The sequence below is a fragment of the Paenibacillus crassostreae genome (assembly GCF_001857945.1).
Classification (GTDB): Bacteria; Bacillota; Bacilli; order Paenibacillales; family Paenibacillaceae; genus Paenibacillus_AQ; species Paenibacillus_AQ crassostreae.
The window spans coordinates 3,848,789-3,868,080 of the sequence record NZ_CP017770.1 but is presented as its reverse complement, the minus strand read 5'-3'; the positions used below and the strand labels follow the sequence as shown (position 1 = coordinate 3,868,080).

Genomic DNA, 19,292 nt, shown 5'->3' with positions numbered 1-19,292 from the left:
ATTTTATCATATTACCTTAGGGAACGCCCATAGAATGGATAATAGTTAGAAGTTTCGTTAGTGGGATAAATGGAAGGACAAGCATGATAAGAATTATTGCCTAGGAGGGGGATCGTTAAATGAGTACTTTTTTATCAAAAGCAATTCTAGATTTCTTCATCGCCTTCGGCATTGTACTCGGAGGTGCATTAGTTGGAGGTATGGGAGCCGTCATTTCCCTTCAACCACCTACACAAACGATGCTCGATATCGCTGATCGAATAAAGATTTGGGCACTTGCAGCAGCTGTAGGTGGGACCATCGACCCTATGCGAGTCATCGAAAGCAACTTCATTGATGGAAATTTATCACCTGCAATCAAACAAATTCTCTTTCTCGCCTTTGCATTTTTAGGTGCTCATACGGGTAGTGAATTAGTTAAATGGGTATGCGGTAGTAGGAGATAACTATGAGAATCCCTCACACTATACGTTTACGTTCACAATTAACAGCTTTTCTCGTACTCGGAATGATCATCGGTTGTATTCTATACAATGCTATATTCCATGCCAGTTACAACCACCTTTTGTTAGAAAACCAAGACTTACTTATACAGTTGAAACAAATTGAAGAGGATAACAAAACACTGAAGAAATATAGTACCCAACAAACGGTCATCAAAGAAATTAAAATACGCGCTGAGCAACAGGACCCTCCACTAGATTCTCTAATTATAAAAGAAATATTGCGTAAGGTCGGAAGAGATGTTGAGGTGTTGAGAGGTAGAAGTGTATATGAGATCGATACAGATAGTAAATTAACTCGTGCATTACTCAATAGTAAAACTTATACCGTTCGAGACAAAGATTATTCTATTCAAATCAAAACCATGCTCGTCGCTGAAAGTGTCTTACAAATATGGATAAGTATTAGTATTCCTGTGCGATAGTTACTCATTCATGGTACAATACAAACAAATTTGTTATTGATTAAGGAGTGGACCATTATCATGCTTACGATCATCAAATATATCCTATTAATACTATTAGTCATAACCTGTATTTCAGCTGCCTACTACAGCATACGTTCACATCGCTCTAACAATCCTATCGATCGTGGACTCTATGGTTCAATTACGAATATATTCATGGGCATTATGCTCATAATGATCGCTATTACCTTTATGTTCATATTCCACGGCTCTACACCATCGATTATCGTTGAGGCACTTTTCTTAGTCTTAGGCGCTTTCAATATATTCGCAGGTCTACGCAATCGCAAACATTATACCTATCAAAAATCCAACTCCTAGATCAACCATGATCAATCGATTGGAGCGTCATCACAGCTTTGCAGGATAGAATGTCATCATGGATTAATTCAATCTCTATTTTACATGTTCTTCGACTCATCTCTAACAACTTAGGTACAATAATAATCTGATCTTCAATTTGAACAGGTCTTAAGAAATAGGTCGACATGTGATCCAACACATAATCATTACCGGATATATCTTTTGTCGACTTAAAAGCAGCTTGGGTCATCACTGCAGTTAATATAGCTTCAGAGATCGTACCCAGGTCTGTTGCCATTTGTGGAGTAATGAATCCGTGAAAAAATAATCGTCCATCCTGATTACGCTCCTCAGCGATTCCATTCCAGATCAATTGATCAAATGTCTCCCCAAGCTGAGCGTGCTGCTGTGCATCCCTCATCGCTTGTAGAACTTCCTTACGTCTAATGGTTGAAATCAGCTTACGATTGCGATCCACAACTGGCAAGAAGTCAATACCTTCCCACATCATTAGTTGAGCTGCGGAAGCAAGTGATGTCTGCAGATTCGTAGTAATAGGGTTACGAATGAGTACCTTCTCAATGGATTGTCCTTCCGTAAGACCTTCAATATCTTTTAAATTCACAATACCAACAACACGATTCCACTCATCAGCGACCGCATATCTCTCTTCACCTACTGACTTTGCGAACGTTTTACATTCCTCGACGGTGTTTGATATTTTAAGAGCATTTAATTTTGGCTTATTCGCTACAATATCTTCCACGATCATGATTTTTTTCTTAATAATTCTATCAAAAATAGCCCGATTGATCATCGAAGCAACGGTAAAGGTATCATGACGTGAGGAAAATATAGGTAAATTCAATTCGTCTGCTAACTCCTTAACTTCACTACTTATTCCAAACCCACCAGTGATAAGTACTCCCGCTCCTTGCTCCAAAGCTAGTGAATGCGCATCATCACGGTTCCCAACAATAAGAAGACTCCCTGCATCTATATAACGTACCATTGCATCAACCTTCATTGCGCCAATAACATACTTATGGAGATTCTTATGAAGACCATCTGCTCCACCTAAAACATGACCTTCAACAATTTCCACAACATCGGAAAAGGTCAACTGTTCTGATATATTACGTGGCTTCTTCTCAACTCGAATCGTACCCATTCGTTCCTTGGTAATAACAATTCCGAGATTTTCAGCTTCCTTCACAGCACGGTATGCTGTTCCCTCACTTACATTCATTTCTTTAGCCAACTTACGCACTGAGATCTTAGATCCTACCTTTAATCTCTCAATATATTGGAGCAACTGCTCATGTTTCGTGATTGTATCTTCTCGATTCTCCAACTGTTACACCTCCACACTCTAATCTGTACTACACTGTACCTATTATATCAATAATATTTAAAAAGAAAAAATAGCTTTAGGTCTCTTCTTTAACAATGTTTCAGTGGTCTACTCTATATAGAAATAACCCTATGATTCATTGAAAGAATCATAGGGTTATTTGTTGTTCTAGTCAGATGAACAAGCGCTGTAAACCTATACGTTTTTGCCTCTTTCCATCTCTTCAGACCACTTTGATTGCCATTGTTGATATTTAGCTTGTCTGATTCGTTCGAGTGCTTTTTTCTTCTCTTCATCAACTCCGAGAATAACATGCAAATGCGCTGCTATAACTAGTAAAGCAAATAGCACCCAGCACACGCCGAATATTGTGATCCATGTGTTTCCACTATCCAATGAAATCATAGGTAGGGCATACAAGAGCATCACTAGAGCAAGTAACAAATACAAGACATGCATGATCTTTTTCCTCTTTTTCATATAGCCAAGCAACTCCTTCATTTCTAAATCTATATATCTAGTCTATGAAGGTAACTATAGAAATATGAGAACAAAATAAGAGATTCAACAAAAGGAAAATCTACATCTGTGATCCACCATATAAATCCTGTAGGCTGTCAGTAATAATCTTATTCACGTCTTCAATAATCACGCTTAGTTTACGTTCTGCTTCAAATAAACGGCGGATATTCAAGTTTAGGCTAAGAACTTCAAAATCCTTCTCCATTTTCTCCATTTCTTCAGGTGCTGGCATTTCACCAGTCATCATCTGTTGTTGAAGCTCCATTTGGCGTTTGCGGAAATCTTCAAGCTTTTGTTTACCTTCTGGATCCTGGTTAACCAGATTCATAGCAGCGTTGATCTCTTGGACCTCTTGACTATCCTTAAGTGCTTTCGCTAAATCATGGGCTTTGTCATAAATATTCATTATTTGTTCCTCCTTTTAAATTACTCTCCAATTCGTATAAATGGTCAATCACCAAGGGATATATGTCCTCATATGATGAATTACATGCAATATGCACAGTCCAAAAAGACTTAAGACATCAAGTTGTTGTTGGAAGGAGACTCACGATGTCCACAAAAAAGATATCGGTCCAACTATTCAAACCAGGCATAGTGCAGGCAAACGCAATCATGTTGGGTGAAAGATTAATTAAAAAGTGGAAAATACCCACAGATCGCCCTCTGCAATTAGTGTTTGGCTCCTTTAAACAGGAGATTACCATTATCTCCGTTCCTAAGCATAGCGGCCTGCGAATCAGTACTGTGTTATCTAGGCAAATGGGATTGTCATCTCGAGCCGTATTAAGAATCAAATACCATGCAGCAAGCCGGAGGCTATCATTAGGTCCTCTAATTGGCGTCATGATCAGTCGTGATCATCCTAATAAGCCTGACAATCCATTTGGTTCTATTTCTCTGTTTTGTCATGAATTAGTTGATGCTTGCCAAAAGCAAGGAGCATATGTTTACTTCTTCACTCCACAACATATCACAGCTAATTCTAACAGTATCCAAGGCTGGACATATGATGAAGGCTGGCGCTTGACTCAAATGCCGATCGCAGATGTCGTAAACAACCGTCTGACTTCGCGAAAATTGGAGAATAATCCAAGCGTACAGCATTTTATGAAGGAAGTAAAATCCTTGTACGGCGGTCACTTTTTCAATGAACGATTTCTCGACAAAACCGAAGTGTTTGAAGAATTAAGGAAAGAATCACAGCTTCATCGTTTTCTACCTGAATCACACTTATTGAATGGATATAACATTCTGAAGAAGATGTGTAATCATTATCCAGTCGTGTTCCTCAAACCTGTTAGAGGTAGTCTAGGAAAGGGGATTATCCGAATTTCTAAGCAACCAGACGGCACTTTTCAAACTCTAACGACAACAATGAGTGGACCACAAAAGAAAATATATTCCACACTTCCGAAGTTATTCGATAATATTTCAGGAAAGATGAAAAGTACACGTTATCAAATTCAACAAGGGCTTTCTCTGATCAATCATAAGAACCACCCTGTAGATTTTCGTGCTCTTGTGCAAAAGAACAATACAGGACAATGGAGTGTTACATCTATTGTCGCCCGAATAGCTGGAGGAAATCACTTCGTTTCTAATCTCGCACGAGGTGGGAGCCTTAGCCCTGTCAATGAAGCCGTAATGAAAACTAGTATGCCTATAGTCTCCAAGAAAGCCGCTAACGTCAATCTAAGACTTGCCGCCTTGCAGATTGCCAAAGGTTTAGATAACGCGATCCCTGCTCATTTTGGTGAATTGGGTATTGACCTTGCTATGGATAAATCTGGGCGTATCTGGTTACTCGAAGTAAATTCAAAGCCATCCAAGAATGACAACACGGCCCTTAACGAAAATAAAATACGACCATCCGTCAAACAACTCATACACTATTGTTGTTATCTGTCTGGTTTTTAAGGGGTGGTTCATATTGATTCATCCGTATATCGGTTCACTTGGTATCCTTTGCAATCGTAAATTAGGAAACCCGCCTTTCTCAGAACAACATTATTACCGTCGCTTAAATCAAGTAAGTAGCAAGTATGGCATTTCTATTATCGTATTCCATCCTCAGCCAATCCATCGACATGTAACTGGCTATACAATTTGTCAAGATGAATGGAAAAAGTCGATTATGCCTATTCCAGATCTGATCTATGATCGTTGCTTATGTACACTTGGAAGCGATTATAGATCCCTAATCAGATTACTTGATACCACTTCACTACAGAAACAACCCATCTTATGGTCCCGTGGATTACCAGGGAAATGGAAAGTATATAACCACTTGATAAAGTATCCCAATCTCATTCCGTATCTTCCACCTACTTCTTCTTATTCGGATTCAGAATCGCTAAACAAAGAATTAATAACACATCATGGACAGGTATTTTTAAAGCCACACGCAGGATCACAAGGGAAATCAACACTCCATATTCAGCGGTTTCCAACCGAAAATAAATTTTTTATTAACGGAAGAAATCATCATAATAAAGAGTTTATGCAAACCTTCAATTCTGAATCCAAAGCACTACAATGGGTTCATCAATTTATTCATCATCGGCCATACATCATTCAACCTTATTTACCTCTAACTAGTAAAAATGGCCATCCTTTTGATATACGTGTACTTATGCAGAAGAATGGTAAAGGACGCTGGGTTCTCACAGGAATGGTAGTACGGCAAGGTCAGTTCGGCAGTGCTACATCCAATCTACATGGGGGCGGCACAGCTGTCTCAGTCTTACCATACTTGACTCGTGAATACGGAACAGCGACTGCTGAACATATCATGACTGTTCTTCATACACTGTCGAGGGATATCTCACCAATCCTTGAGAGCCATTTCGGTCGATTAGGTGAGCTTGGCATCGATTACGGTGTCGATACAGAAGGAAACGTTTGGCTTCTTGAAGTGAATTCTAGACCAGGTCGTACCTCCTTTAATCTCATCGGGGACCCGACAATTTCAAATCTAGCCAATGAGAATCCACTTCACTACGCTCGTTATTTATTGCTTCGACAACTTAGGAGGGTAAATTCATGAGTTTGACTTTTTGCAATATTCATTTTACGCAGCAGCCCGAGAAAGTCGTCTATATTTCAAATGCGCTGATGAAAAACCTCAAAATGACGGGAAAGAAAAACATACAACTTCGTTTAGGGAATGAAGTTGTACCTGCACGTGTTCGACCGATTAAAAAGAGCGGAAATCACCTTTATATAGGTTCCGCAGTTCAAAATAAAATTCATGTTCCAAAAGCCGGTGGTGTATTTCTTCGTAATCTTCAACAGAACGAATTTCAGCTTGGTCCCTTGATTGGTATTCTGTCGGATGGCCCTGCGAACTCAATCAACAAGCCCTTTAGCTCTAGAACTGGGTTTATCAAACAATTGCTTAGGGAAGGAAATAAGAAAGCCTACACTTTTGCCTTCACACCGAAAGATATTAATTGGCAGGATGAAACCGTTCGAGGATATTTCCTCAATGACAATGGCGTGTTCACACGAAAAATCGTTCCTCTTCCAGATGTAGTCTACAATAGACTACCCAGTCGTAAGGCTGAAACTTCTGTTTCTATTAACCAATTAAGAGATCGATTAAGTCGCAAACGAATTCCTTTTTTCAACTGGAGTTTCTTTAACAAATCAGATATCTATAATCTTCTCGATCAAGATCCAAACGTCAATCGTTATGTACCTGAATCTCATATGAATCCAACCACAGAAAGATTAAAGGATATGTTAGAGCGTCATCAATTCGTCTACTATAAACCATCAAGTGGAAGCCTTGGTAAAGGGATCTATCGGATGACTTATTTACCTAAACGTGGCTATTTCGTTCGTTATCGTAAGAACGCTGAGAATGTTTTACTTCGCTTCAACAATTTCAATAGTCTTATGCGGATGTTAGACGCTAAACATGGTCGTCTTTTACGGGGATATGTCATTCAGCAAGGGATTCGTCTTATCGAGATTGATAATTGCCCGATTGATTTTCGTTTTCATATGCACAAAAATGGCAATAATCAGTGGGTTGTTGTAGGAATTGGAGCTAAAAAATCAGGTCGTGGAAGTGTGACTACACATTTGAAGAACGGGGGTTCACTACTCACTCCGGAGCAGGCGTTAAGCCGTAGTTTCGGCGCACGTTCTGACGAAGTACTGAAACAAGCGAAACAAGTAGCTATCTCTCTTGCGGAAGTTATTGAATTACATCACCAGCACTTACTAGGTGAGCTTGGGTTCGACCTTGGCATTGATCAAGATGAGAAGATTTGGATGTTTGAAGCAAATGCTAAGCCAGGGAGATCCATATTTAATCATCCATCATTAAAGAATGAAGGAATTGCCTCGGTGGAGCACATCATGGAGCATTGTCTGTATCTCAGTAAGTTTCGCAGGAGGATCAGCCAGTGAACGGCCAGAGTTTCAATGATACTAAACCAGTTATTGCAATATTGACCATGCCAGCTGATTCCGCAAAAGGTTTCCGAGGCAATCATGCTAACTTTGTGGATATCGTTCGCACTGGTAAAGAACTGGATTACCCTATCTATGTGGTCACTGTTCGCGATTTGAAATTGAATTCTCCTACAGTTAAAGGTTATACACTTAGTTCTAACAATGAGGATTGGGAGGTGCATAACTTCCCTCCACCGCAAGTTATTTATAATCGTATTCCCTTACGTGAAGACGAGGCGAAGCCTTGGGTCCAAAGAAAAATAAATAGCTACTTAACACATCCTAATACTCATTTCTATAATCCACACTTCTTCAATAAATGGGATTTATTCGAATGGCTCAGAATTTCTAACTCCACAGATTACCTTGTACCCATGACAAAACGTCTAGTTAATGAATTGTCATTATCAAAAATACTGGATAAGCATCCATATGTCTACCTTAAGCCAGAAAGTGGAAAAGCGGGTAAAGGTATTATGATGCTGAAATTCCAAAAAGATAAATCCTTACCTTATCGGTTAAAAATCCAAAATGACAGATCAAGCATCACTTACAAATCACCTAGCCTAAGAAGACTTTGGATCCGCCTCAAGAAAGAGATAGGTACGTCACCGTATATTGTTCAACAAGGAATTCAACTTGCAACGGTGGATAATCGCCCCTTCGACCTCCGTATTATGGTTCAAAAGACAGGCAAGGGGCAGTGGGGGGTTACGGGGGTAGGTGCTAGAATGGCTGGATTAAAAAGTATTACAACACATGTGCCGCGTGGTGGTAGCATCGAAAGACCAACGAGATTAATATCCGCTCTTTTTGGATCAGATATGTCTAGCTTCATCATGAATCAAATAAAAACAACTGCACTGATCATTGCTCGTCAGATCGAAAGAGCATCTGGAAACAAGCTTGGCGAAATGTCCATGGATCTTGGACTTGATCAGTTCGGTAAAATATGGTTCTTTGAAGCCAATGCCCGCCCTATGAAATTTGATGAGCCTCACATTCGTAAGAGGTCATTAGAACGGATATTTGAATATAGCCAATATCTTGCACAGCACAACAAGTATAACTGAGGAGGTGAATCGATATGGCAAATCCCGTCTTAGGTATTCTGACACTTTATCTCAATGAGCATAAGCAACTAGAAGAAAAGCCGATATATCAGAATATGATTACCGAAGGAAAAAAACTAGGGCTTGACGTCTTCGTATTCACCCCTATGGATGTTAACAATAAGAAGATATTAGCTATGGAGTATGATCCAAAGAGCAAGAAATGGTCACGGATGTTACGTGATTTTCCAGATATGATTTACGATCGTTGTCGAATTCAAAATGGCCCACGTTTCACACAGCTTCTCGCATTTCGAAAAAACTATGCACACCATCTATTCCTTAATCGCCCACTCCGGAATAAATGGACAATTCACGAGGTTCTTTCCAAAAAGGATAATTTTCGGCCACATTTACCAGAAACCAAGCTAGTCAATAGCTTATCCGATGTTCAGTATATGCTAAAGCGCAAACCTGTTATTTACCTAAAACCGATAAATGGAACAGGTGGACGTGGAATTCTGCGCATTGAACATTTGAAGAATAGTACCCAGCAATATTACATTCAGGGACGAAATCAACAACGCAAAATCATTACGCCTCAAAGGATACACGCCACTCGTTTAGGAGCTATGCTAACAAGTTGGAATATAAATCGTTATATCGTTCAAGAAGGTATTCCCGTTAGACTCCCCAATGGGCGTGTGCATGATTATCGCATGTTAGTACAGAAAAATCGAGAAGGTCATTGGCGGTTAACAGGGATAGTAGGAAGAGTAGGTGCTATGCGAAGTGTTACCTCTAATCTCCATGGAGGTGGTAAAGCCGTTCCCATGGAGATCCTACTTCCTCAATGGATAACTAACAAAAAAATTCAGGAACAAGTCCAGAAAAAATCAGAGGAACTTGGACTAGAAATAGCAGCATACCTAGAACAAACCTATGGAGCATTATGTGAGTTAGCTCTCGATTTAGCTGTTACTAAAAAAGGTGAAGTCTACCTCCTAGAGGTCAACCCAAAACCAGCCAGAGAAGTGTTCGCAAGAAGCGGACAAAGAGATGCCTACCGGAGGGCCATTGTCAATCCCTTAGAGTATGCACTTTGGTTGTATCGAAAAAAGGTAACTCCACCAAAATCCGAGGTGAAGGAGGAATCCTCCTCCTAACTTAGATGAATCATGTAGCCGCTACGATAACGGATTGTCCTTACGATCACCTCTACAGGACAATTCCGTTCTCTTCACCACTTCGAGCTTAATCCAATATTTTGGTTTTCAGGCATCATTCACACAATCAGTTTATGCGAATGATGCCTTATTAAAATAGTTTATTTATATCTTTGATAAAACAAAAAATAAGTGCTTCATCTTTAGGTATTCCCTAAGATAAAGCACTTACCACTTACCATCAAAACACCTTCTGTTCCTGACGATCGTCCTTGATCATTTCTACGGCTTCCTGAAAGCGCAATGAATGCACGATCTCACGCTCACGTAAGAACTTCAAGCTATCTTGAAGATCAACATCGTCGGTTAGATCAATTAGCCACTGGTATGTAGCCCGAGCCTTCTCTTCAGCAGCAATGTCCTCGTAAAGGTCAGCTAAGGGGTCACCCTTCGCTTGAATATATGCTGCAGTAAATGGTACTCCACTAGCATTCTCGTAGAACAAAGCACTATCATGGGCGGCATAATGAGGGCCGAGACCGACAGCTTTCAGTTGTTCAACCGTGGCATCTTTAGTTAACTTGTAGATCATCGTTGCAATCATCTCTAAATGTGCAAATTCTTCTGTTCCAATATCTGTAAGGAGTCCTATGACTTTATCAGGTATCGTATATCGTTGGTTCAAGTAGCGTAGTGCAGCTGCCAATTCACCATCAGCACCACCGTATTGTTCAGATAAATATCTGGCCATTTGAGGATCACATTTACTCACTCTTACTGGATATTGGAGTTTCTTTTCATAAACCCACATAAATCAACATCACCTCCATAAGAATCTATACTTGCCAAGGCCAAGGGGCTTGTGACCATTCCCACGGGAATTTTGAATAAGCATGACCGAAATTCATAAGGGGTCCATATACTTCTTGAAACTGTTTGGCTAGACGAGTCCTTTCCTGGCTAAGCTGATTATACTGTTTAATACTATTTAGATCTTCTGGATGTGTATCGAGAAATAAATTCAGTTCTACAAGAGCGAAATCAACAATTTGCAGCTCTTCAAGCCATTCATAAAACTGTTGATCACATGGTGTACCTCCCATTAAGCACTACCTCCTTGTGATTGTCTGGCAGTATATGGACTATATAGAGCTGGCCAAAGCGTTCCACGTCTTAAAGCCTCTGGAAGGCTAAACTGTGGCCAATCGCTTGGTTGAAAGCAAATAAATTGATTAGGTGGGACCACATACGTTTTACAGAGCAATGGTGGACAAGGATCAAACGGCCCAACAAACGGTGTATAACTTCGTATTTGTGAGTTCAACAAAGATCTCCTCCTTTGGAATCATATTGAATTGCAATACTCTCCTCACCAATAGCATATGACGTTAGCCCAGAAAATGAACTAAAATACAACAAAAAACTCCTTGGCTTGGCCGAAGATTCCGCTTCAACCACAAGGAGTTTTCATTCAATTAACATCCTCTTTATTCACTCGCATGATCATGACCCGCGTAATACGTAATCGTGTTGATTCCTCAACTTGAAAGATGAAATTGCCAACCTGAATTTTTTTACCCTTAATCGGGCTCCCTTCTAGCTCTTTGAACAGCCAACCACCAATGGTATCCACTTCTTCATCCTCAATCATTACACCTGTCAGATCATGTACAGCCTCTATCAACATCCTGCCTTCCACGGAAATAACATCACCATTGATTTCTATGCTTTCTCGTTCATGCTCGAACTCATCATATAATTCACCAACGATTTCCTCTAGAATCTCTTCAGCAGTAAGTATTCCAGCAGTTCCACCGTACTCATCTACAACAAGGGTTAATTGAGAGTGTTTCTTCTGCATCAAGCGAAGTACATGACTAATCTCCATCGACTCAGGTACATTCAAGATAGGGCGAAGCATGGATGAAAGATCTTCTTGTTGCTCCTTATCTGCAAGCAAAAAATCCGTAATATGAATAAAACCTATAATCTGATCTTTGTCTTCCATGGCAACAGGATATCTTGAGTGCCTGGTCTCACTAATGATCTTAATGTTCTCTTCAATCGAGAGATTCGCATATAAGCAGACCATATCTGTGCGTGGCAACATTACCTCGCGAGCCAGTAGGTCAGAGAATTCAAAGATATTATCCATCAGCTTCATTTCATCTTGATCAATCACACCACTCCGAGCACTCTGATTCATCAAGATTCGAATTTCTTCTTCTGAATGTGCTCCTTCCGCTTCGCTAACAGGATGAATTCCTACCCATCGCAGAAGAGTGTTAGCAGAAGCATTCAATACCCAAATAAAAGGGAAGAATACTTTATAGAAGAAAATTAATGGTGCCGAAAGAGTAAGTGCTGTTCCTTCCGTTCGCTGAATTGCAATCGACTTCGGAGCCAGTTCACCCAATACGATATGTAAGAAAGTGATGATACTAAATCCTGTTACGACACCCACTGTCGTGATTAAAGTTGGATCAGTAACACCTAATTTGAACATGATTGGTTCCACAAGCAACTCTGAAATTGCCGGTTCTCCCAACCAACCAAGTCCTAGAGAAGTCAAGGTGATCCCAAACTGTGTCGCTGATAAGTACGAATCCAGTTTGTTATTCACTTTCAGAGCAAATCCGGCTAATTTATTTCCTTCACTAACTAATTGGGTAATTCGTGTTTGGCGTATTTTCACTAATGAGAACTCAGCCGCCACGAATACACCATTTAATAAAACAAGTAGTAATACTAGAGTTAAATTCAGTGTAAGTTCCCCGACTGCAAACTCAGTATGCACTAAGAACCCCTCTTTTCTATAAACTGTTTGCTGTTCTAAGCTTGAAGTTCACATCTTTATAATACATATCAGCCACTAGCAGGTTAGGACCACAGCAACCTACTGCATCACAGTAACAATTCACTTTTTGATTCAAAGGATGACCATTCAACCATTTGCTAAAAACATCATCAAGCGCTTGGTTCTTAATATTCCCAAAAGGAGGGATGTCTGCAAAATCAGTAACATAAACATCCCCAGTAAATAAATTCACATTCACACGATTTCGACCATCAGGATCATTTCGAACAGTAATATTCTTGGATTCTTGTAAACGACGGAGAAGTTTCAAATCCTCATCAGCAAAACTGCAAGCATAGAACGGAAGCGTTCCGAACAACATCCATACATTCTCATCACGTGAATCAAGTAACAGATGTATAGCCTTACGCATATCATCTAAAGATAATACAGGTAGGCTAGAAGCGAAGTTTGATGCATACATAGGATGAACTTCATGTCGCTGACAACCCATATCTACAATCAATTGGTGTATCTTATCTAATTTGGTATGTGTTCGATAATTTATCATAGATTCCGCTGATATATACATGCCTGCATCACTTAGTTTGCGCGTATTCTCAATCATCGTATCATAAAGACGATATGCTGCCTCTTTACTTACAGGATGTGCGGTATTGGCAAACCCAACTTCATGGAAGTCATCACCATTCAAGTAGTTAAAAGACATATGCATCACATCAAGATAAGGCAAGAGTTGCTCATAACGATCCATACCCATAGTGAGGTTAGAATTAATCTGAGTTTTGATTCCACGTTCTTGTGCATATTTCAAAAGAGGGACGATGATCTCATCCACAGTTTGTTTGCGAAATAGAGGTTCTCCTCCAGTCATACTAATCGTTTCTAAATGCTCAACCTCATCTAATCTTCTTAACATAAGATCCAATGAGAGGGAATCCGTCTCTTTCATAACAAGCATATCGCCTACGGCACAATGTTCACAACGCATATTACATAGATGAGTAACTGTCATCTCCACACTTGTCAGAACATGTTGACCATATTTTCTTAGAGAATTTATAGGTTCCCAAGGATCATAACTAGGCGATATTTGTTGTGAGTTTAAGCGATCGACATTTTCAATAATCATATTTACCACCTTAATTTTCTTTATTAGAATCAATTTAAAATCAATTTAGTTATTATAATATCACGAAGAGAATTCTCATTACAAAGAAACCACGTAAAACGATACCCATCCGTAGCGGTTAATATAATCTCCCACTTTCCAAATGGTCTATATCGTTATCGCAGTTTCATTGGTCTAACCTTCAATTTCATTACCCTACTATTAAATTTAAAGATTCCATTCCCTCAACATGTGTAACTACTGTAGAAAGCACACGAGTCAGATCAATATCATAAGGAGACTTTAATTCTTCCCCTGATTCACTAGTCAAAATACGAACTACTGGACGATGTGGCATACTTGAGTCTACCTTACATACAACTCCAGCTTCACCTGTACTAAGCCTTACACTCATGCCTTGCGGATAAATAGCTACATTGTCACGGAATACTTCAAGTTTTTGTTGATCAAACAGCACGCCAGAGCCCGCATACAAAACATCCATTGCTTGATGGGGCAGCATTGCAGGTTTATATACCCGGTGTGATGTCATAGCATCAAACGAATCTGCTAATCCTAAAATTTGTGCGAATTGATGAATTTCAGTACCTTTCAGTCCCCGTGGATAACCTGTTCCATTTAAACGTTCATGATGTTGTAATGCACAGTGTGCAGCAAGTAATGGAATATCTGATTCTTCTTTCAATATTTTGTAACCAATTTCCGTATGTGATTTCATTAGGTTATATTCTTCATCGTCCAACTTACCAGGTTTCATTAATATCTTAACAGGAATCTGAGTTTTTCCAATATCATGTAGCAACGACCCTACGCCAAGTACCTTTAACTGATCACGGGTCATCCCACTAGCAGCGCCAAGAATTAACGTATACACACACACATTCAATGAATGCTTATATAAAAAATGATCTATTTTATTCATATCCATGAGCATAATCATCGGTAATTCTTGTTCACTCAGATCATCTAGAATAGATTCCATTACTGCTGAGAAATCTCTTCCTAAATGACTGTAACCAGCGATAGATCGAATAGGATTCGTAGATTGAGATATTTTTTGAAAATTGGTACGAATCACTTGCATCGCCTTACGGTGTGTTTCTTCGTGTAGAACCTCAGGAATCGTAATATCCTCAGTCCGTTTATCTTGAATATATACGTAACCAATATCAATTTGCTTCAATCTACGTATCAGATCACTCGTTAACTCTACGCCTTCAGCTAATAGCGTTAAGCCATCAATACTATAAATTTTCTTACCAATTTTCATCCCATCTTTAAGCAATGAAACAGGTACTAACCGCATGCGTATCCTCCTACCTGAAGAATGGTTCTGATCTGTCTGCGTCGTATTTAATAAATCCATTCAAGGAGAATATGTCTTACCCATTGGATTAATTCAATATAAATATCCAAAATACTGCTGCTAATATAAATCGATATATAGCAAAATGTGTAAGGCTAATTCGCTGTATAAGTTTCATAAAAGCCAGTACTACAAAATATGCAACAACAAAAGATACTAAAAATCCAACAATAAAGACACCAATAGTCTCACTATTAAAATATCGGTAGGAATCAAGTAATTCATAACCGGCAGCAGCACACATTATTGGAATAGCTATCAAAAATGAAAAATCAGCTGATGCTTTATAACTAACACCGCTCAACATCCCACCAGAAATCGTGGAACCTGAACGAGAGAACCCTGGCCACAGTACTGATATAATCTGGTATATACCTATCAGAAATGCTTGCTTATAAGTGATGTCATCCAACTCATGTGACGTTATAGTCACCTTGGTTTTGTTGAACCATTCAGCGAAGATCATAAATAACCCACCTACCACTAACGACCACACCACAGTATTTGCACTAAATAAGCTCTTGATAAAATCTCTTGCAAAAAAAGCAACAATTAGAGCTGGGGCTATCCCTAAAATAACATGAATTAAATCTAATTTCTTACTTGACTGTTGCATCCCCTGAATTGAAGTAGTCTTCTTACGATCAAATCCTAGCAAGTTCAATAACCGTTTCCAGTATACAATTGCTATAGCAAGGATGGCTCCCAATTGAATTACAATTTCAAATGTTTTCATTACATCAGATTGGTCGTTGTGCCCCATTAATTTCGATGTTAAGATCATGTGTCCTGTTGAAGAAACTGGAATGAATTCCGTAATCCCCTCCACGATTCCTAAAATTATAGCTGTGATAATATCCATTTTTTCCTCCTTTATTTTATTACCAAATAATAACTACACTTATGTTTTATTACTTTAACGTATCTTATTCCATCTTACTTCATGACATTCTCTAAGACTACTTGGTCGTTGAAGTTCAATGCTTAATAGATCCCTAAGGAATTCTGGAAGAATAAACCTTCGATCTCTGCCCTTAGCAATTCTCTCATAACCTCCACCAAAAATAAACATATCAATAGTCCCAACTAGATATTCCTGATCATCACATAGGGGGATACCGTTTATAATGATACTCTTAATCTTCTGAAAAGGAATTTCAAATTCATCATAGAGAACCGTTCCACCATCTATTGCAATACTTCCCAACACATTTCCTCGAAATCCATATCCTTTAATCATCTTTTCTTTATATTCAGACAGAAGACTTTGTTCTAACGTATAACGAATATCACTTCCTTTTAATTTCAGTACGCATGAATTTATAGGAGAAGGACATAATTGATGCAGTATTCCAGCCGTTATTTCACCCGCTGGTAGACTTCCCAACAGTTGTCCTGTATTAACCAATGATAACTCACTCTTCGTAAATTGATGTAATGATTGGGCTAAGAGATTACCAAATGGAGATTCCTGATCTCCTTCATTCAACATTACATCACCATTTATCACTGTAATTACGCGTTGTAAAGCATTCACTGCTTGTTTTCTGTGAACCTCTGTTGCATTGGTGATGTTTATATCCTTTTGCTTCGGATCAACGAGAATACATTCACCTTGAACCACTCGGAACGTTCCGTCTGGGTGTCGTTCCATAATCACTTTACCAACATGTTGACCGAATTTACCAGCACCACAAATGGTTGTATTCCCTATCTGCAAAGGCTTCTCAAGTAAGTGATGTGTATGCCCGCCTAGAATAAGATCTATCCCTGTTAATCTAGAAGCTAGTTTCTGATCAGCAGGAAGACCTAGATGTGACAGAACTATGATTATATCAACTTGGGGTCTCAATAGAGTTAATTGCTCTTTTAATGCTATCTCCGGATCTAATGCTTCCCAACCCAACAATCTATAGAACTCGTGATATGGCGCCGTTGCTCCTATAATCCCAATCTTTATATTACCTTTCGTAATAATAATGTGTTCCTTCATCCAGATCGGACTACGTCCACTTTGAATTTCACGTATATTACTACAGACGACAGGACATAGCAAACCACTGCAAGCTATCTCTAACATATCTGGTGTAAAAGTAAGACCCTCATTATTCCCAATCGTTATCGCATCATAATTTGTTAAATTTATAATATCCACATTGGCTCTTCCAGCACTACCTTCCGTTTCTACAGCCATCCGATCCATATGATCACCAATATCTAACAGAAGTAGAGCACCATCTGTAGCAAGTTCTCTTTCTCTGCCGACAAGTGCAGCTATAGAACTTACCATTTCAAAGTGACTGTGAATATCATTGGTATGTAGTATTGTTAGCCTATCCTTATCCATTGATGGCATGTTGTGAATTCCACTTCCTCTATAATATCTATAATAACCAGTCATTATCATACCATTTACTACATTTTTGTGGTATGTTCAATTACAAATACAGGCTATCTATTATTTATTGTAAATCCATTTTTTTCTTGTTATGATTACTATATTATACCATTCTATGAGAGGAGACTTCACTTGAGAGTACATGTAACAGATCTCAAACCCGGAGATATTCTGCAAGCGGATACTTTTAGTGCTCATGGTTTACATGTTCTACAGAAAAACACAAAATTAGGGCCAGAAGAAATTAGTAAATTACTGAAGCATCACGTTGAATTTGTAGAGGTTGAACTACCCATTGAAGTTCAACCGTCCAAAAAAGAAGAATCCTTATCCAAGGTCAAACCTCATCTAGCGCAAGCGATTGATGGATTTGAGAATATATATTTAGAAGCTCTGAGTACAGGGAAAGTAAACGATACTGTCGTTGAGGACATTATGCATCCCTTAGTTGATCAATTAGTTGAACAAAAAGATATTGTTTCTTTATTACTAGTACTTGAACAGGATGATGATTATACATACCACCACTCCATGCAAGTAGGAATGTTATCCTATTACATAGCAACTTGGCTTGGCTATTCTAAGAAGGAATCCTATTTAGCAGGTAAAGCAGGATATTTACATGATATCGGCAAATGTAGGATTCCGTCTGATATATTAAATAAGCCGGGTAAACTAACTCCAGAAGAGTTTGAAATTGTAAAACTTCATACTACTTATGGGTATGAAATTATTCGTGATTCATCATTGGATGAAGTATCTGCTCTAGTTGCTCTGCAGCATCATGAACGTGATGATGGAACTGGGTATCCACTACGAGTTAATAAACACAATGTACATCCATTCTCACAAATTACAGCTGTTGCTGATGTTTTTAGCGCAATGACTACGCATCGAGTATATCAGTCTAAACAAGCATTATTAACCGTCCTTAAAGAGATCTATGATCTTAGCTTCGGTAAATTAAATCCCAAACCTACACAAGCTTTAATTAGACATATGACTCCTAATTTCATCGGAAAAAATGTCGTCTTATCGAATGGTAAATCCGGCAAGATCATCATGAATAATAATATTGATTTTTTTCGACCTCTAGTTCAGATCGACGATATATTCATTGATCTATCCATTGAAAGCCATTTATCAATCGAGAGAATTCTCGTTTAATCATTTCTACAAGAAGGGGCTGTCCCATAAGTCATGAAAATGGCTAGGGGCGCCCCTTTGTTTTTTGTAGGAGAAGGTTAGGTGTTCTGAGGGGACGCTCCGCGAACGGTACGTTTCTCCAATCGCTGTGGTCTCCAAATTTCAGGATTGGAACCGCTCAACGGTTGGAATTCGGAGACAGTGTATGCTTTCGAAGTAGCTTTCCCTTGGAAAGCTTTTAGGCGACCACTATTGCTTTTTACGAAATCGTTCCGTCCTCTGCGCTAATTTATGCATATTTCTTCAACTTTCAACCGAAATCAACAAAAAAAATCACTCTTTTTGGTAAAAAAGTACGACCAACCTATACCGATCCAGTGATCTATCTGTAAATCCATTCCATCTGCTCGATCACCGTCATTTCTCCTTATAGAAATTTAATCTTCCAGCACAAATCTTTTTCACACCTAAAGTGTTACGCTATATCTTCGTATTGTTCATTAAATTCTGGTTTTGATTCTAATTTGTCATGGTAAATTGAGTGAAATTTTGCTATGTTATTGTAATTAGACTACTAGACTTATTGAGGAGTGCATTT

20 protein-coding genes are annotated in these 19,292 nt (G+C 38.9%); 9 read left to right on the top strand and 11 right to left on the bottom strand.

Annotated elements, in window-relative coordinates; genetic code table 11:
- The first annotated feature begins 119 nt into the window (after positions 1–119).
- From LPB68_RS17845 to LPB68_RS17835, 3 genes are read left to right on the top strand one after another with little or no spacing between them, the layout of a single operon-like run.
- On the top strand, positions 120–446 hold the full coding sequence (locus LPB68_RS17845) for a YtrH family sporulation protein (RefSeq protein ID WP_068656437.1): 327 nt from the start codon (positions 120–122) through the stop codon (positions 444–446).
- A 2-nt stretch (positions 447–448) separates the two neighbouring features.
- A complete protein-coding gene (locus tag LPB68_RS17840) occupies positions 449–928 on the top strand; it encodes a sporulation membrane protein YtrI (RefSeq protein ID WP_068656439.1) in 480 nt (159 codons plus the stop codon).
- A gap of 60 nt (positions 929–988) precedes the next feature.
- On the top strand, positions 989–1,291 hold the full coding sequence (locus tag LPB68_RS17835; RefSeq protein ID WP_068656441.1) for a YtpI family protein: 303 nt from the start codon (positions 989–991) through the stop codon (positions 1,289–1,291).
- 1 nt (position 1,292) lies between these two features.
- On the opposite strand, the gene LPB68_RS17830 is transcribed toward LPB68_RS17835, so the two are convergent.
- From LPB68_RS17830 to LPB68_RS17820, 3 genes are all read right to left on the bottom strand, one after another.
- Complete coding sequence (locus LPB68_RS17830; RefSeq protein WP_068656443.1) at positions 1,293–2,627, bottom strand: DRTGG domain-containing protein; 1,335 nt, start codon at positions 2,625–2,627, stop codon at positions 1,293–1,295.
- 195 nt (positions 2,628–2,822) lie between these two features.
- The gene (locus LPB68_RS17825) at positions 2,823–3,107 is read right to left on the bottom strand and encodes a hypothetical protein (RefSeq protein ID WP_068656445.1); all 285 of its coding nucleotides are present in this window, start codon (positions 3,105–3,107) and stop codon (positions 2,823–2,825) included.
- A gap of 100 nt (positions 3,108–3,207) precedes the next feature.
- Entirely contained in the window at positions 3,208–3,555 is a 348-nt protein-coding gene (locus LPB68_RS17820) for a YlbF family regulator (protein WP_068656447.1), read from the bottom strand.
- A 146-nt stretch (positions 3,556–3,701) separates the two neighbouring features.
- On the opposite strand from LPB68_RS17820, the gene LPB68_RS17815 reads away from it, so the two are divergent.
- From LPB68_RS17815 to LPB68_RS17795, 5 genes are read left to right on the top strand one after another with little or no spacing between them, the layout of a single operon-like run.
- A complete protein-coding gene (locus LPB68_RS17815; RefSeq protein ID WP_068656449.1) occupies positions 3,702–5,069 on the top strand; it encodes a YheC/YheD family endospore coat-associated protein in 1,368 nt (455 codons plus the stop codon).
- A gap of 13 nt (positions 5,070–5,082) precedes the next feature.
- On the top strand, positions 5,083–6,198 hold the full coding sequence (locus LPB68_RS17810; protein WP_068656451.1) for a YheC/YheD family endospore coat-associated protein: 1,116 nt from the start codon (positions 5,083–5,085) through the stop codon (positions 6,196–6,198).
- On the top strand, positions 6,195–7,571 hold the full coding sequence (locus LPB68_RS17805) for a YheC/YheD family endospore coat-associated protein (RefSeq protein WP_068656453.1): 1,377 nt from the start codon (positions 6,195–6,197) through the stop codon (positions 7,569–7,571). The genes LPB68_RS17810 and LPB68_RS17805 overlap by 4 nt, the downstream gene beginning before the upstream one ends.
- A gap of 47 nt (positions 7,572–7,618) precedes the next feature.
- The gene (locus tag LPB68_RS17800; RefSeq protein ID WP_198402131.1) at positions 7,619–8,689 is read left to right on the top strand and encodes a YheC/YheD family endospore coat-associated protein; all 1,071 of its coding nucleotides are present in this window, start codon (positions 7,619–7,621) and stop codon (positions 8,687–8,689) included.
- Positions 8,690–8,703: 14 nt separating this feature from the next.
- Positions 8,704–9,834 carry a YheC/YheD family endospore coat-associated protein gene (locus LPB68_RS17795; RefSeq protein ID WP_068656457.1) on the top strand — a complete coding sequence of 377 codons (1,131 nt, stop codon included), beginning with the start codon at positions 8,704–8,706 and terminating at the stop codon, positions 9,832–9,834.
- 241 nt (positions 9,835–10,075) lie between these two features.
- Here LPB68_RS17795 and LPB68_RS17790 read toward each other — a convergent pair whose 3' ends face one another.
- From LPB68_RS17790 to LPB68_RS17755, 8 genes are all read right to left on the bottom strand, one after another.
- On the bottom strand, positions 10,076–10,645 hold the full coding sequence (locus LPB68_RS17790) for a manganese catalase family protein (RefSeq protein WP_068656459.1): 570 nt from the start codon (positions 10,643–10,645) through the stop codon (positions 10,076–10,078).
- A 25-nt stretch (positions 10,646–10,670) separates the two neighbouring features.
- Positions 10,671–10,937, bottom strand: coding sequence for a spore coat protein CotJB (locus LPB68_RS17785; protein WP_068656461.1), 267 nt, complete (start codon positions 10,935–10,937; stop codon positions 10,671–10,673).
- On the bottom strand, positions 10,937–11,158 hold the full coding sequence (locus LPB68_RS17780; RefSeq protein ID WP_068656463.1) for a spore coat associated protein CotJA: 222 nt from the start codon (positions 11,156–11,158) through the stop codon (positions 10,937–10,939). The genes LPB68_RS17785 and LPB68_RS17780 overlap by 1 nt, the downstream gene beginning before the upstream one ends.
- A gap of 147 nt (positions 11,159–11,305) precedes the next feature.
- Complete coding sequence (locus tag LPB68_RS17775) at positions 11,306–12,631, bottom strand: hemolysin family protein (protein WP_068656465.1); 1,326 nt, start codon at positions 12,629–12,631, stop codon at positions 11,306–11,308.
- 16 nt (positions 12,632–12,647) lie between these two features.
- On the bottom strand, positions 12,648–13,784 hold the full coding sequence (gene yfkAB, locus LPB68_RS17770; RefSeq protein ID WP_068656467.1) for a radical SAM/CxCxxxxC motif protein YfkAB: 1,137 nt from the start codon (positions 13,782–13,784) through the stop codon (positions 12,648–12,650).
- 190 nt (positions 13,785–13,974) lie between these two features.
- A complete protein-coding gene (locus tag LPB68_RS17765; RefSeq protein WP_068656469.1) occupies positions 13,975–15,090 on the bottom strand; it encodes an HD-GYP domain-containing protein in 1,116 nt (371 codons plus the stop codon).
- An 88-nt stretch (positions 15,091–15,178) separates the two neighbouring features.
- Positions 15,179–16,012: an undecaprenyl-diphosphate phosphatase gene (locus LPB68_RS17760; RefSeq protein ID WP_068656471.1), complete on the bottom strand. Its 834-nt coding sequence runs from the start codon at positions 16,010–16,012 to the stop codon at positions 15,179–15,181.
- Positions 16,013–16,066: 54 nt separating this feature from the next.
- Positions 16,067–17,506 carry a bifunctional metallophosphatase/5'-nucleotidase gene (locus tag LPB68_RS17755; RefSeq protein WP_068656473.1) on the bottom strand — a complete coding sequence of 480 codons (1,440 nt, stop codon included), beginning with the start codon at positions 17,504–17,506 and terminating at the stop codon, positions 16,067–16,069.
- Between the two features lie 174 nt (positions 17,507–17,680).
- On the opposite strand from LPB68_RS17755, the gene LPB68_RS17750 reads away from it, so the two are divergent.
- Complete coding sequence (locus LPB68_RS17750) at positions 17,681–18,715, top strand: HD-GYP domain-containing protein (RefSeq protein WP_068656475.1); 1,035 nt, start codon at positions 17,681–17,683, stop codon at positions 18,713–18,715.
- Positions 18,716–19,292: the final 577 nt, after the last annotated feature.